Annotated in this window: 12 protein-coding genes and 3 pseudogenes; 2 read left to right on the forward strand and 13 right to left on the reverse strand. The window is 69.4% G+C overall.

Annotated elements, in window-relative coordinates; genetic code table 11:
• Nucleotides 1-102: 102 nt before the first annotated feature.
• From ACWY4P_RS00740 to ACWY4P_RS00765, 6 genes are all read right to left on the reverse strand, one after another.
• The gene (locus tag ACWY4P_RS00740; RefSeq protein ID WP_456208130.1) at nt 103-1,371 is read right to left on the reverse strand and encodes an AAA family ATPase; all 1,269 of its coding nucleotides are present in this window, start codon (nt 1,369-1,371) and stop codon (nt 103-105) included.
• A gap of 150 nt (nt 1,372-1,521) precedes the next feature.
• Nucleotides 1,522-2,043, reverse strand: coding sequence for a hypothetical protein (locus ACWY4P_RS00745; protein ID WP_456208131.1), 522 nt, complete (start codon nt 2,041-2,043; stop codon nt 1,522-1,524).
• A 45-nt stretch (nt 2,044-2,088) separates the two neighbouring features.
• The gene (locus ACWY4P_RS00750) at nt 2,089-2,571 is read right to left on the reverse strand and encodes a hypothetical protein (RefSeq protein WP_456208132.1); all 483 of its coding nucleotides are present in this window, start codon (nt 2,569-2,571) and stop codon (nt 2,089-2,091) included.
• A 67-nt stretch (nt 2,572-2,638) separates the two neighbouring features.
• Nucleotides 2,639-4,195 carry a hypothetical protein gene (locus tag ACWY4P_RS00755; RefSeq protein WP_456208133.1) on the reverse strand — a complete coding sequence of 519 codons (1,557 nt, stop codon included), beginning with the start codon at nt 4,193-4,195 and terminating at the stop codon, nt 2,639-2,641.
• Nucleotides 4,196-4,739: 544 nt separating this feature from the next.
• The gene (locus ACWY4P_RS00760; protein WP_456208134.1) at nt 4,740-4,958 is read right to left on the reverse strand and encodes a hypothetical protein; all 219 of its coding nucleotides are present in this window, start codon (nt 4,956-4,958) and stop codon (nt 4,740-4,742) included.
• Nucleotides 4,959-5,862: 904 nt separating this feature from the next.
• On the reverse strand, nt 5,863-6,228 hold the full coding sequence (locus tag ACWY4P_RS00765; RefSeq protein ID WP_456208135.1) for a hypothetical protein: 366 nt from the start codon (nt 6,226-6,228) through the stop codon (nt 5,863-5,865).
• Nucleotides 6,229-6,666: 438 nt separating this feature from the next.
• On the opposite strand from ACWY4P_RS00765, the gene ACWY4P_RS00770 reads away from it, so the two are divergent.
• A complete protein-coding gene (locus ACWY4P_RS00770) occupies nt 6,667-8,151 on the forward strand; it encodes a pentapeptide repeat-containing protein (RefSeq protein ID WP_456208136.1) in 1,485 nt (494 codons plus the stop codon).
• Nucleotides 8,152-8,285: 134 nt separating this feature from the next.
• Here ACWY4P_RS00770 and ACWY4P_RS00775 read toward each other — a convergent pair whose 3' ends face one another.
• The 6 genes and pseudogenes from ACWY4P_RS00775 to ACWY4P_RS00800 all read right to left on the reverse strand — a co-directional run.
• Entirely contained in the window at nt 8,286-8,591 is a 306-nt protein-coding gene (locus ACWY4P_RS00775; RefSeq protein ID WP_456208137.1) for a hypothetical protein, read from the reverse strand.
• Complete coding sequence (locus ACWY4P_RS00780) at nt 8,584-8,877, reverse strand: hypothetical protein (RefSeq protein ID WP_456208138.1); 294 nt, start codon at nt 8,875-8,877, stop codon at nt 8,584-8,586. Before ACWY4P_RS00780 ends, ACWY4P_RS00775 begins: the two co-directional genes overlap by 8 nt.
• 267 nt (nt 8,878-9,144) lie before the next feature.
• Complete coding sequence (locus ACWY4P_RS00785) at nt 9,145-9,852, reverse strand: hypothetical protein (protein WP_456208139.1); 708 nt, start codon at nt 9,850-9,852, stop codon at nt 9,145-9,147.
• Nucleotides 9,853-10,017: 165 nt separating this feature from the next.
• On the reverse strand, nt 10,018-10,296 hold the full coding sequence (locus tag ACWY4P_RS00790; protein WP_456208140.1) for a hypothetical protein: 279 nt from the start codon (nt 10,294-10,296) through the stop codon (nt 10,018-10,020).
• A 995-nt stretch (nt 10,297-11,291) separates the two neighbouring features.
• Nucleotides 11,292-11,483: pseudogene (locus ACWY4P_RS00795) on the reverse strand (helix-turn-helix domain-containing protein); the annotation flags it as partial.
• 9 nt (nt 11,484-11,492) lie between these two features.
• Nucleotides 11,493-12,112 (reverse strand): annotated as a pseudogene (locus ACWY4P_RS00800) (IS5 family transposase); the annotation flags it as partial.
• Nucleotides 12,113-12,177: 65 nt separating this feature from the next.
• On the opposite strand from ACWY4P_RS00800, the gene ACWY4P_RS00805 reads away from it, so the two are divergent.
• Nucleotides 12,178-12,474 (forward strand): hypothetical protein, encoded by a 297-nt coding sequence (locus tag ACWY4P_RS00805; protein WP_456208141.1) that lies wholly within the window; start codon nt 12,178-12,180, stop codon nt 12,472-12,474.
• Here the strand turns inward: ACWY4P_RS00805 and ACWY4P_RS00810 are convergent.
• A pseudogene (locus ACWY4P_RS00810) lies at nt 12,454-13,668 on the reverse strand (Mu transposase domain-containing protein); the annotation flags it as partial. The gene ACWY4P_RS00805 and the pseudogene ACWY4P_RS00810 overlap by 21 nt on opposite strands.
• Nucleotides 13,669-13,804 lie beyond the last annotated feature (136 nt).

Here is a 13,804-nt window from a genome sequence, read left to right on the forward strand (position 1 = left end):
GCCACGCCCCGCAGCGCGGTACGCGACGCCTCCGGAAGCCCGCCCCGCGCGGCGCCGACCGCACCACCGTCTTCCATCTCCCCCGCCTGTCCGCACATTCGCTCAGACCGGAGGGCTCAGACGCCGGAACAGACGCCGCAGCAGCGCCCGGTCCACCGTCGCATCCGGCACGGTAAGCAGCGCGTTCTGCAGATGCGTCGTCAAGGCAGCCCAGGTACGGAAGACACCGTGCGTGCAGGACTGGTCGATCCACGCCACCTCCCCACCCGCGACGCCAGCCCACAGCGGATGAAAGGCAGACACCGTCGCAGCCACCTCGCTCCCGGCGAGACGCCCCACCTCCTGCCACGCGCAGACCCGCGACGCCAACTGCGGCACACGCGCCACCGCGCGCTCGCTGCCCGCCCCGCACAGCACCAGCGCCATCCGGGCCTGCGGGTGGTCCCACAACGACTGCAGATACTCCAGACACGGCGCTGGCAACCGTTGTGCCTCATCCACCACCAGCACCCGAGCCTCGTCCAGGGCGCCGACGATCCGCTCATCGGCCTCGGCCGATCGGTGCGGAAACCGGCCCGGCAACACCAGAGCCTCGAACACCACCCGCCGCAGTTCCGACACCGACGGACGCACCGGCACCCGCACCCACGACACGCCCCAGCCCACCGGCGGATCCGACAACGCCATCCGCAGCGCCACCGTCTTGCCCCGCCCCGCATCCCCGAACACACACGCCGCGCCCCCGGCCGCCATCGCCTGCCCCACCGCCTCGGCCACCGCACGCACCGACGCCGTACGCACCGCCTGAGCCCCCACCGGCACCACCACGCCCGGCACGTCACCCGCCGGCGCGGCCTCCCGCCCTGCAGGCGTCAGCGAGGCCGGACCAGCCGCGGCAGAAGCAGACGGCGTGCCGGTGCCCACACCCGCGACGGCGAGGTCCGACAGAGCCTGCCGGGTCTCCCGCTCAGCCCGCGCCCGGCGTACCACGGCACGGTCCGGCAACACCCGCCCCGAGGCCAGCTCACGCTGAACCGCCCGGTACACCGAAGCCAGCGACACCCCCGCATCCCCGTCCCCGCACTCCTTCAAATGCCGGTAGAGCACAGACACATTGCCGCCCGCCTGCGCCAGTACCTCCCACGCCTCCTCCGACAACTCGAACCGGGAACGCCTCCGACGCTCCACACGGCCCTCACTGCGCGCCGCCTCCACCCACCGCCACACCGTCCGCGGATGCACCCCCGCCAACTGCGCCCCCGCCCGCACATGCGCCGACGTCACACCACCAGCCGCATCCAGCTGAAGCAACCGCCCCACCAACACCGGCCGCGACACCCAGACCAAGCCCTCAAGCTCCCGCTCCCCCACCCGGTCCTCCCCCGGCCACACGCCCGACAGAAGACCACCGTGAACCCGCCCGCCCCGCAAAAAGATCAGAAGTACCGTTCCCGTGACAGCGACACGAGCCAGGGTGTACCGCCCCGCGACAGTGGCATCGGCAACAGACACCACCCCACGTCAGTGACCCCGCCCCGACCTCAACACCCCACCAGCGCAAACACCGCTATCTGACATCCCGTCACTGACACCCACCCACTGACACCAAACCGGCACATCGCACGCGCCGGGTCCGCCGATGCGGGTCCACTCGCCGGGTCGGCCGATGTACTTGTGGAGGTTGCCGGTGGCCAGATCGGTCGCGTAGACGCTGTCACCTCCCGCGTAGAGGTTCTTGGCAGGTCCGAACACTTTGAGCCAGCCGTCCTGGCGGGTGGACCATTCGTAGACGCCCTGCTGGTCGGCGGCCAGGGCGTAGACGGCCTTCTCCGTCGCGACGATCTGTTTCAGTTCGATCGTCGTCACTGGGTCGGAGACCTGTCCGACCTGCCGCTTCGCGGGGGTGGCGTTCGCAGTGACGCCGAGGGCAACGACTCCGACGGCCAGCAGGCACAGCATGCGGAACGCGCCGTGGAGCCTGCTCCACAAGGTGGCACCCCGCCGGGGCGCCTGATGGTCGTGCGTGGACACGATGGGCTTCATGTGTGATCCCTTCCGGGACGTTCGGGCGGGAGTGCTGAGCGGGGGTCAGGGAGCGAGCGGTCCGCCGATGCGGAACCAGGAGCCTGGTGTGCCGGTGTAGGCGTAGACCCCGCTGTGGTCAGGGCTGGCGCCGTAAAGCCGGTCGCGGGTGCCGGCGAAGTCGGCCCCCGGCCCGCCGATACGGGTCCATGTCCCGCGGGCACGGTTGTACTGGTGGATGTCGCCGCTACGGGGATTGGTGGCGTAGAGGGTGTTACCACTCGTGTAGAGGTGGCTGGCGGGACCGCCGATCCTGCTCCAGTCGGGGCTGGCGCTGGAACGCTGGTAGACGGCCGAGTGGTCGGCCGTCAGGCCGTACTGGCTGTCTGCGCCGGACACGATTGACACCATCGGGACGGGCGGTTCCGGTTCGTCGGCGCGGGCGGGCACCGCGGTGAGCAGACTCGCGGCGACGGCACCGGCCAGTAAGGCACCGACGCGCCGCGGCACGGTCGGCTGCCCGCGGCCCGGGCGCGGGCGAAGAGACATGTGACCTCCCGAGAAGAGAGAAGGAGAAAGGAGAGAAGAAGAGGCAAAGAGAGGGCGGCCGCGGCTGTCAGCGGGCCGCGGGTGCGCCGATACGGGCCCAGGCGGTGCCGTGGCCGGTCCACTGGTAGACGGCGGTGTGGTCGGGGGTGAGGCCGTAGAGGCGGTTGCCGGTGACGGCGAAGGTGGTTCCGGGGCCGCCGGCCTTGGTCCAGGAGTGGGGGCGGTTGTCGTACGCGTAGATCCGGCCGTTGTCGGGGTTGGTGGCGAACAGGCCGGCAGCGCCCCCGTAGATCTCCCCGGCCGGCCCGCCGACGCGCTTCCAGGCGGTGCCGTTCCCGCTCCACTGGTAGACCGCGCCGTGATCCGGGGACAGGCCGTACAGACGGTTCCCGGCGATCGCGAAGGAGCCCCCCGGCCCGCCGACGCGGCTCCACTGGCCGGGCCCGGCGCCGTACCGGTAGAGGTCCCCGGTGTCGGGGTTGGTGGCGAACAGGCCGAGCTTGCCCGCGTAGATGTCCTCGGCGGGACCGCCGACGCGCTTCCAGGCGGTGCCCTGGCCGGTCCACTGGTAGACCGCGCTGTGGTCGGGGGACAGGCCGTAGAGGCGGTTGCTGGTGACGGCGAAGGTGGCTGCGCGGCCGCCGATCCGGGTCCAGGAGTGGGGGCGGTCGTTGTACTTGTAGATCCGGCCGTCGTCCGGGTTGGTGGCGAACAGTCCCAGCTCTCCCGCGTAGATCTCCCCGGCCGGCCCGCCGATGCGCCTCCAGCCGCTCTGGCCGCCGCGCCACTCGTACACCGCGCTGTGGTCGGCCGCGAGGGCGTAGAGCCGGTCGTGCCCGGCGAGGGAGACGAGGGCGGTCGTCCTCGCACCCGTCCGCGGCTTCGCGGGAGCCGGCTTGCGCTTGGGCGAGGTGGAGGGGGCCTTGGGCGGGGCGGCCTTGGGCGGCCGGGTCGTGGCGGTCTGCGCGGGCGTACGGGAGGGAGCCGCCGGAGTGCGCGTGGCTTTCGGGGCCGGCGGAGTCGCCGGGGCGGGGGAGTCGACGACGTGGTGGTAGCGGCGGGCGGTGTAGCTGCTGAGGGGATGCCCCGCGAGCCGCCCGGACGTGAGGCTCCCGATGTCCCTGCTGGTGGGCCGGGAGCGGCTGCTTTGCTGGTAGTAGCTGAAGGTGCCACGCTTCTGGTCGATCCAGCCGCCGAAGATCACCACGTGCTGGGGGGAGTTGAGGATGTCGCCGGGCTTCAGGTCGCTGATGCGGATCGCCGTCGACACGCTGGGCAGGGAGTGGGTCGACAGGCTGCTCCTGAGCTGCCAGGCCATCGACACATACCCTGAGCAGTCCTGCCGGTAGGACCTTCCGGTGGCCGGGTCCGGCCACGAGCTGAACGGCGCGCGGGTGCCGTTGGCGCTGTAGGGCACCTTGCGGTCGACCCAGACCTGGGCGCGCTGGATGATCTGCTGGCGGGTCACCTTGGCCCCGATGGCGGTGCCCGCCTGCGAGGTGACCTGGACGCCGACGCTGTCGGCCTGGACGGGGACGGATGCCACGGCGGTGGCGGCGAGCGCGGCGCCGATCAGGCCGTACGCGCCGCGCAGCAGCGCGGTGCGGAGAGGTGAACGGGACAAGGGTGTCTCCTCCAGTGGGTCATGGATGGGAAGCGCGGACGCGGTCCTGGTCGCGCGGTGCTTCGGCACCAGGACCGGACAGGCGCCCCCGCTTTGAGACCACCATGCGAACCGGAGGGATTGGCCACCTGACGACGGCGGCAACACCGCAGGTCAGGGGCGTGATGAGGAGTGGACAACGCCATTTGTCCACGGACAACAGGACGGACGGCAGGGGGACGGGCGGGCAGGGCCGGGCGTCCACAAGGGGGCTCGAAGGCGCGCGTGCCGCGGCCAACGCGCTCGCGGCAGTCGAGTGGCTTCGTGTCCGACTCGGCATGCCGGACACAGTGCTTGATCATGGCAGGCAGGGGCCACATCCATGGCATGTCGTTGACTTCACGGTGGCCGGGACCGCTGCCATTGTCTACAGGCCCTGGATTTCTTGCCGAAAAACACCCACGGATCCAGATCGCGCCCCTGCCAGCACCGCGGCACGAAGGCTGCAACCCGGCCCGGCCGGGATGGAGATCCCGGACGGGCCGGATGACAGCGCAGGCCCGCGTCACCGCCGGGTAATGGCGACCCCGAGCCCAGCCATCAGGACCGCAGCGGCCGTCCCGCCAACACCCAGAGGTCCGGTCAGCGACGGGTGTTGGTAAGCGACGTAGACCAGGCCCGCCACGATCAGCAGACTCACCGTCAGTGCAAGCAGCAGCAGGTAGAGCCGCACATCGTGGTACTGGTCGTCGCGGCGCGGGGCGTTCGGGTCGGTGGTCATCATCGTCCTTCGAGTTCGGGCATGCGGCAGTCGCACGCGGTAGACGGAACAGAGCTCTCCCCTTGACTGCACGGGGATAGAGCCGGGCAGCAGCGCTAGCTGCGGGAGCACTGTGGGGCAGGCGGTCGTTAGCGGCGCAACCGCCGGCACACCGACTGTTCCATCGAAAAGTGCCGCATTCACGGGCTCTGACCTGCGAGTTTGCCGACCGGCGGCCCTTGAATGACCCGCCTGCGCCTGGTACGGGCAAGCAGCACGGCCAGGCGCAGACTCTCGTGCACTCGGATAGTGCCCGGGGGGCCGCCCGGAGTTCCACGTCAGCGGCACCGAACTGCCGCTGCCCCTCTACACCAGGAGGGGCATAGCCGTGCAACCCCGGCGACCAGCGCCTTTGAAAGGCCGATATGCGGCCCGCTCTGGGCGCAGGCACCGAATCTCGGCACTCTGCCTCTTTCCCAGACCGAGCACATCCGCCACCTTCTGCCAGGGCACGTTGCAGTCGCCAGGGCCCCGGATCAGGTCCCGCTCCAACAGCACGGCGAGCCGAGGGGTCGTTGACCACACAGATCGCGGGGACGTCGAGCCAGCCGAGCTCGAGGCCGCGACCAAACCGGAAGGCAAGGTTTCGTCGACCTCATGGCCGCCCTCCGGGATAGCGTGCGGGCCGCCAAACAAGCCCGCGGATGAGAGCACCGACGCAGCCGAGGTACACCCGATGCGGGCCCAGAAGGCTTCGGCCAAGAAGACGGCCGCGAGGAAGACCAACAGAAGGAAGACGCCGTGAAGACGATGAAGCGGACAGCATCCTGAGTGAGTCAGCTCTATGGGCCGTACGTGGGAGCCTTTCCGGTCGCCGGGGCTATGGCTCCAGCGACCGGCATGCGGCTCCTTGCTGTTCGAACCCGGTTCAGCGGCAGCTGGCGAAGCGATGGAACCGGTCGGCCAGGCGCCGGTCGGGGCGGCGGACGATGCCGCAGCCCGGCGCACGGGACGCCAGCCGCTCGACCTCTGCTTCCAGACAGCCCGTCGGCGCGCTGGCCGCCGAGCCGTTCGTACGCACGTACTTCGCGACGGTCTCCAGGGCCTCGAAGAAGCCGTCGTCGTTCTCGTTCATGCACTGGATGAGCTGGTGGAGCCAGTGCTGTGCCTCGCGGTCCTCGCCGAGCTCCACATGGCGCAGGTGGAGGCAGTAGGCGGCGGCGCGGTGGCCGGCGCCGGCGGCCAGCTTCCACCAGAACTCGGCGCTCTCTGGGTGCCCGGTCAGATACAGCAATGGGGGTTGAGAGTGTGCCGCCGAAGGGTGAGTGGGCTAACGCAGGGTTGCTGTGCGTCGGCCCTCTGCTCCGGAAGGATGTCCTGGCACTCCACACACCATGGAGCCATCACCCCAATGAGCACACCGCCCGTACCCGGGGCGCCTTCCTGGCCGCACTGCGCACACGGCATAGACCCTGTTACCGACCCCGTCGGCTGCCGCGGCATCCGCGTCCCTGGCCAGACCGCTTGCCTCGCCCACCTCGCCGACACCGACCGCGACACCTACCTGACTGGCCTCACCCCCGGCACGGACATCGACCACCGCGGCACCCCGTTCACCAGACCCCTTCTCGATGCCCTTCTCGACGCCCTCCGCGACCCCGCTACCGGACACCCCCGCTTCGGCGATGCCTGGTTCGGGTCGGCGACCTTTCTCGGCACCGCCCGGTTCCACTTGGCAGCCTTCCACGGCGATGTCCACTTCGGGTCGGCGACCTTCCACGGCCGCGCCCGGTTCGAAGCAGCGGCCTTTCATCGCGCCGCCACGTTTGAGCTGGCGGCCTTTCATCGCGTCGCCGGATTCGATTCGGCGGCTTTCCACGGCGACGCCCAGTTCCGGTCGGCGGCTTTCCACAGCGACGCCATGTTCTGGTCGGCGACCTTCCACGAGAGTGCCCGGTTCTGGTGGGTGGTCTTTCACGGCGGCACCAAGTTCGCGTCGGCGACCTTCCACGCTGACGGCGTGTTCTATCTGGCGGTCTTCCAGGGCAACCCCGTCTTCAGATCGGCAGTCTTCCGAGGCGACGCCATGTTCGAACAGGCAACTTTCGAGCGGTCTGTCAGCCTCGGGCCTTTGGTGTGCGCTGGGCGGGTGGTGCTGTCCGGGACAGCGTTCAGCGGCCCAGCGACCCTCTTGCTGGTCGCGCGCCGCCTGGTGTGTCGACGGGCCCGCTGGGCATCGACGGCCGAGTTGCGTCTGCGCTACACCACGGTGGACTTCTCCCACGCGGTCTTCGAATACCCCCTCACCATCGCCGCGGAGCCCGAGCCCTTTGTGCTCCTTGACGGACAGCGGATGCCAGAACAGGCGCTTGCCGACACACCCGATGCCACGGTGCGGATGACCTCGCTGCGCGGAGTGGATGCGGCCCATCTGGTCCTTGCCGACGTCGACCTGTCGGGGTGCCTGTTCACCGGTGCCGTGCACCTGGACCAGCTACGGCTGGAGGGTGCCTGCTCCTTTGGCGCGGTCCCGCCCCGCACACACTGGCATCGCTGGCGCCCAGTACGGTTCACCCAGCGCCGCACCCTCGCTGAAGAGCACCACTGGCGTGCAAGCCAACCGGCAGCAGTCCCGGGCTGGAACGTGGCGGTGTCCGGCGCTGGCCATGTCGGGCCGGCGCAGCTGGCGCCGGTGTACCGGGCGCTGCGCAAGGCGTTCGAGGACGGCAAGAACGAGCCGGGGGCGGCGGATTTCTACTACGGCGAGATGGAGATGCGCCGCAAAGACCGCACCGGCACCACCCGGACCGAGCGCGGACTGCTGCACGGCTATTGGATGCTGTCCGGCTATGGCCTGCGCGCCTCCCGAGCCCTGGGCTGGCTGGCTGCCGCCATGCTCGTCACCATCGTGCTGCTGATGGGCTTCGGGCTCCCCCAGGACTCCCCAAAGCAGGAGGTGACTGGCACCGTGCCGCCCGGCGGAGGCAGGGTTACCTTCGAGATAGAAAAGGACGACCCGCGGAACCCCACTGGGAACAGGTTCACCGGCGAACGTTTCGAGAAGGCCCTGAACGTCACGCTCAACTCTGTGGTCTTCCGATCCAGCGGACAGGATCTCACCACGGCCGGCACCTACATCGAGATGACCTCCCGCCTCCTGGAGCCCACCCTCCTAGCCCTCGCTGTTCTCGCAGTCCGAGGGCGCATCAAACGCTGACCACCCGCCACAGGTGTTCGTCGTGCGGCACATCTCACGGCTAACCTGCGCGTTTCACGTGCCGCGGCGTCCGGATCTTGATCGGAAAAGCGGAAGTGCCTTCTGCGCTGGGAAGATGAGGCTTGTCGAAGGTCTCAGTCATCCCAGCAGGAAGGCATGACACGGATCAGGAGCTGCCGAACCTGCTTGGGGTCCTGCGCGGTCACCGCCTGGTCCAGGCGGGCGAACAGGTCACGGCGGACTTCGGCCTGCTCCTCCAGCCAGCAACGTGCCTCTTGCACGGCCGTGTCCAGCTGTCCCTGGGTTTCCTGGCTCACGCCGGTCAGGATGATCGCCCCGAAGACCTCACCCGGCAGAGATAAGTCGGCCAGCAGCGCGTCGGCCTCTTCGGACAGTTCACACGGCCCAGCCGTCCGGCTCCTGGCCGTGCGGTCACTCAACGGGCAGCCCGGCTGCCCGGCGGCGCGTGATGGCCGACGCGACGTTCTTCGTGGGCAGGGTGCCGTTCAGCGCGGCCTCGGTGAACCGGCCGGCGGACGGGTCGGTGTCGAGCATCGCCTCGCACCACCAGCGGCGTAGAACCCCCTCGGCATCCTCCGGCGCGGCCGCCAGGAGCTCACGGTAGAACTCCATCCGCCGCTCACCGCCGAGCGCGGCCGCGATGCCCTCGGCGTTACGCGGCACCCGGTCCGGCTCCGTGCGCGGGTGAATCGGCTGTGCACTCATGCTGCCCCTTCCATCTCCCCAGAGTCTGCCGCGCCCCGGACCGCCCCGTCGACCGGATCAGCATTGCGGATGGGAAGCGGTTCATGCGGCATCACGCCCAGCACGCGCCGCACCCGGCGCGACGCGCGGGTGGCCGCCGCAGCCCCACGCCGTGCGCTCGATCAGCCCGCTGACCAGGCACTGTCCCGCGCTGCCCCGCCGTTGGCCTGAGCCGCAGACGCGCGACGCGGGCCAAGGTCCACGCCGCTGGGCTCGGGGTCTGGCTCATCACGCCACCTCCCCGGCGAGCTCCTGGACGCGGTGGATGCCGCAGACGTTGCGGGTCGGCAGAGCCCGGCGGGCGCAGGGCACGCCGCCGTCCATGCCGGAGCAGGATTTTGGCCCGGCCGGCACGGCGGGGGCGGCGGGGGCGGCGGCTGCGGATGCGGCCGGGGTGGCGGCTTCCTCGCGGCAGGGCTTGCACAGGCCGTCTTCGAGCGCCGGGCCCGTCAGAAAGATGCGGGCGCCGCAGTCGCCGCACGAGCCTCGTGGCAGGCCTTCGGGTTCCCGTGCCGCCGGAACCGGGGCCAAGTGGCGGATCGCGTCGTCCAGCTCGCAGTCAGCGCAGCGTCCGGCTGGGCTGGGGCGGGTGCCGTGGTCGGGGCACAGGCCCTGCTGAAGGCGCTGGGCGCGCTGCCGGGCGGTGAACTTGTCCTGGACGATTTCGGCGCACACCTCGCAGTCCTTGCCGGTCGTCCAGAGGACTCCGGCTTCGCAGTCCTGGGAGCCGCAGCCCCAGCGCGGCAGGGCCACCCCGAGCAGCCACCGGCCCGGGTCCCGGATCTCGGAGAGCATCACCTTGGCGAAACGGACGGTCAGCCGGTGGTGAAGGCGTTCGGCGTCCATGCCCTCACGCAGCTGGCGGCCTACCTCGCGGGTGATCTGCCGGACGACGCCCTGATCGAAATGCTCAGCGCCCTCGGACGGGGGCAGCACGAACGCCGCGAGCGCACCGTCGACCGCCTCACCGCGGTTGGCTTCGTTGCTGATGAGGCCCGCGTCAGTGAGCTGGACGACTCGGGTCAGGCCGAGGTCTTCGATGTCGAGCTGGTCCCGGCCGACTGCCCCAGCGGGCGGCGATGGCCCGGATGGGACGGGTGTTCAGGCGGGGGTTGGCCAGGTCGAGGCGGCAGCGTTCCAGACGGCGGTGGCGTATCCAGGCGGCCGGGACGTGCCGTCCTCGGCGAGCAGCTGCTGGAGATGGCGCAGGGAGATGTGGTGGGCGTCCGCGATCGCCTGGGGACTCATGGCCGGGTCGGCGAGGTGCTGCTCGACGAACGCGTTGATCTGGGCCCGCAGCCCGCAGCGCGCTCCGGCGGGACCGGGGTGGGCATGGGGTAGTGCGATCGGGCCCGCTTTCTGGCGGGCGCGTTTGGGCATGCAAACGGAGCCCGCTCCTGGCGGGCGCATTGGGGCATGCGAACGGGGCCCGCTCCTGGCAGGTTCTCTGGAATACGGGATTCCTCGAGGGGCTCGTCGATAATTTCAAATGGAAAGAATGCCGGTGGCGCGGCGGACTGTGCTATATCGCTAACGCCAGGAAGTCTTAAATATCTTGATCTGCAGGTCTTGACTGTTACCCGAGGTGTACCAGATAGTGAAAATCCACAGTTCAGGCGCCTTCTTGTTAAGCAACTCCGGCATGGGGGCTTACGGAAAAGGCCTGAGTCTCTCAATGATCAAGGGGAATCAATGCCGGTCTGGGGACCAGTCAGTCAGGCGCGCGGTGCTGATCTGCGCTGGAGTGTAAACTGGGGTGGCGGGATGATCATCCTGACTCCTTCCGCGCTAACAGCTGACACTGTGATCCGGAGCCACGACTCCGGCATGTATCAGCCGCGGCTGGACAGGCCCAACCCTTACCCGGACTTCTTCACAAGCGTTGTCGTCGAGTACTCACTATCGTCGCCGGTTCAGTTATACCTCGTCGGCGTTGGCGCCTGAGGGAGGGACGGGATTATGAAAGTTGCAGTGCTCGCGGATGACGACGGCGAAATCATTGCCATAGCACAATGCCGCATGTCACCGACTGGGGAGGTCGGTACGTTCACAAATGACGCCGAGATTCGGGCGGAGATTCGCCGGTCCGATCTCGACGCCCACCGAGGTCGCAGACCGTCCGCCAACTCGGCGGCCACTGATGACCTAATCACTTCTGTGACTCTGGAGCTCCCTGAAGAATTTCATCAGATGAGCCTCGGAGAAATTCGAGAAGCAATGATTCTCGATCGCAGTAACTCCACCCCTCGCCTAGCGCTGAAGGCCGATTCGAGCTAGCGGTGGTTTGTTGACTTCGGGCTGGGCTGGTAGTAGATGAGCGGGGAGCCGCGGGTCGTGATTGCGGGCACCATGCCTGGGGGCCAAAAATCCGATGCCTAGTCCGGTGTGCCAGTCGCAGAGTTCTGTGTGCCAGCCCCGGTGTCGTGGCCATGCGCATGGTGGCGGTAGTAGCTGGGCGCCATGCCGAATTCCGTTCGGAAGGCGCGGGTGAAGTCCGCGGGCCGGGGAAATCCCCAGCGGGCCGCGATGCCCTGGATGGGCACGTGACACTTCACAGGGTCGGCTAAGACGTCGTCTCATTTGGTGAGTCTGCGATAGCAGATGAGGCTGCAGGCGATGGCGGTGAAGGCGAGGAAGTGTTCGGCCTTACGCTCGTAGCGGCAGTGCAGGCGGCGACAGCCGGCGAGCCAGGACATCGTGCGCTCGATCGTCCAGCGGTGCCGGCCCAGTCGGGTGGAGGACTCGATGCCTCTGCGGGCGATGCGGTGCCGGATGCCTCGCCCGCGGAGCCATCGACGCAGGTCGTCGTAGTCGTACCCCTTGTCCGCATGCAGCTTGGCGGGCCGTCGTCGGCGCGGCCCGCGGCGCGAGCGGATCGGCAGGATGCCCCGGACGAGCGGCTTGAGTGCCTGGCTGTCGTGCAGGCTCGCGCCGGAGATGCCGATGGAAAGGGGTAAACCGGTCCGCTCCGTAATCAAGTGGATCTTCGAGCCCTTCTTGCCCCGGTCAACAGGATTCGGACCTGTCAGCTCCCCCCTTTCTGGGCCCGCATGTTCACCAAGTCGATGGCGCAGCGCGACCAGTCCAGGTCCCCGCGCGATCCCAGTTCGTCGAGGATGACGCGGTGGAGCTTGGCCCAGACCCGGGTGGCGGTCCACTCGGTGAAGCGCCGGTGTGCGGTCGGCCCCGACGGGCCGACGCGTGATGCCGGTTGGCCGGGTTGGTAGTGGTGCTGTCATGGGGGTCGGATAGGTTGCCCGGATGACTGACACAGACCCGCTGGTGCCTGTCCTTGCCGGATTGGTCGTCGACGTCGTCTGGTTCCTCGACAGCTGTGAGGACGAGGAGGTGGACCCCGACTCCGCAGTGAAGATGATGGAGAGCGTGAGCTGGGTGCTGACGCGGCTGCCGCAGGACCAGCGCGACCGGTTCCTGACCGTGCTCGCGGGCATGGCCGAGGCAGAGACGGACCCGGGTCGGCGCGAGTTCCTGAAGGCGTTTCCGTTCGCCTGCGGCTTGGTCGAGGACCCCGAGGACTCAGGCCGATCCGAAGCCTGACCAGGCGGAGGTGCCCGGCTGCAGGCTGTGGGTCTCACTGCGGCGGACCGGTTCGACGCGGTCATGCTCGCCCTGGTGGTCCAGGATCGGCAGCAGGTCGCCCTCCGCGAAGCGGCCCACCGTCGCCCCGGTGCCAAGAGCCCGGTCGACATCGGCGCTTCCGTAGAGCTTGGCGAGCGCGACCGCGTCCGCCATCTTCGCCCTGATCCTCCGGACGCCGGTCGCCGCAGCCTCGACCAGCCAGGCCGCAGCCCCCGGGCCGATCGCCAGGAACTGGGCCTCAGCCGGGTTCGTCGGCTTCGGGGTGCGCTCGCCGCGCGGGGCGTCGGGGTAGTGCTCGTCGGCGATCTGCGGGCTGCCCGGCGTCGAGCGCGGGTGGCGGGCGACCTCGACCGCGCTGCCCGCGGCCATCGCGGTGACGATCAGCTCGTCGCCGTGGAAGCGGACCCAGACACGCTCCTCGACGAGCTCGTGCGGGACCGAGTAGCGCACCGACTCGACCGAGATCGTGGAGTCCTTGCCGACCCTGCGGGTCTCGCCGAACGCGGCGGTGAACGCCTGCTCGGGCACTGGGTGCAACCGGAGCCGTTCCTCGGCCAGCAGTTCGGCCGGGATCCGGCGGGTCTCGCGGTGGACCCGGCCGTTCACCTCGCCCATGAAGTCCTCGCAGGCCTCCTGAAGTTCGGAGAGGTCGGCGTACTCGGGCCGAAGGTTCACCGCGGTGGGGACCAGGTCCCGCTTCGCGATCCGGACCGTCGCCTCCGTCCCACCCTTCGAGGCCGGGTCGGCCGGCATGCACGACCTGACGACCGTGCCGTAGTAGCGGGCGATCGGCACCAGTTCGGGGTTGCGGACCGCGATCCGGGCCACGTGCTCGACCGTGACGGTCTTCTCGTTGTCGGTCAGGCAGTAGGTCGGGACCCCGCCCAGCGTCCGGAACGTCGCGTCCAGGCAGGCCGCCACCGTCGGCAGGGTCTTGTCGAGCACGGGGATGACCACCCGGAAGCGGGACCAGGCCAGCCACGCGCACCACAAACTGGTGCGTCTGCCGTCGATGCGCGGGCCCTCGCCCCAGTCCCACTGCAGCCACATCGCCGGCTCGGGTATCCACGGACGGAAGACCCTGCGGTTCCCGGTCCGGTAGGACTCCTTGGCTGCCGCGACGGCCCGGCGGGTCGTGCGGTGAGCTGGGGTGTTGCGACGACCACTAGAACTGAAGGGACGTCCGGGGCTTCGTGCTGTGCCCTGCCGCCGCAGTCCCACCAGGCCAGCCTGCCGGCGCGCCCCGATCCCCGGAGCGTCCGCGCCGCCCATCCCGCCCGTCCCTCAC

This window comes from Streptomyces sp. LZ34, assembly GCF_053890475.1.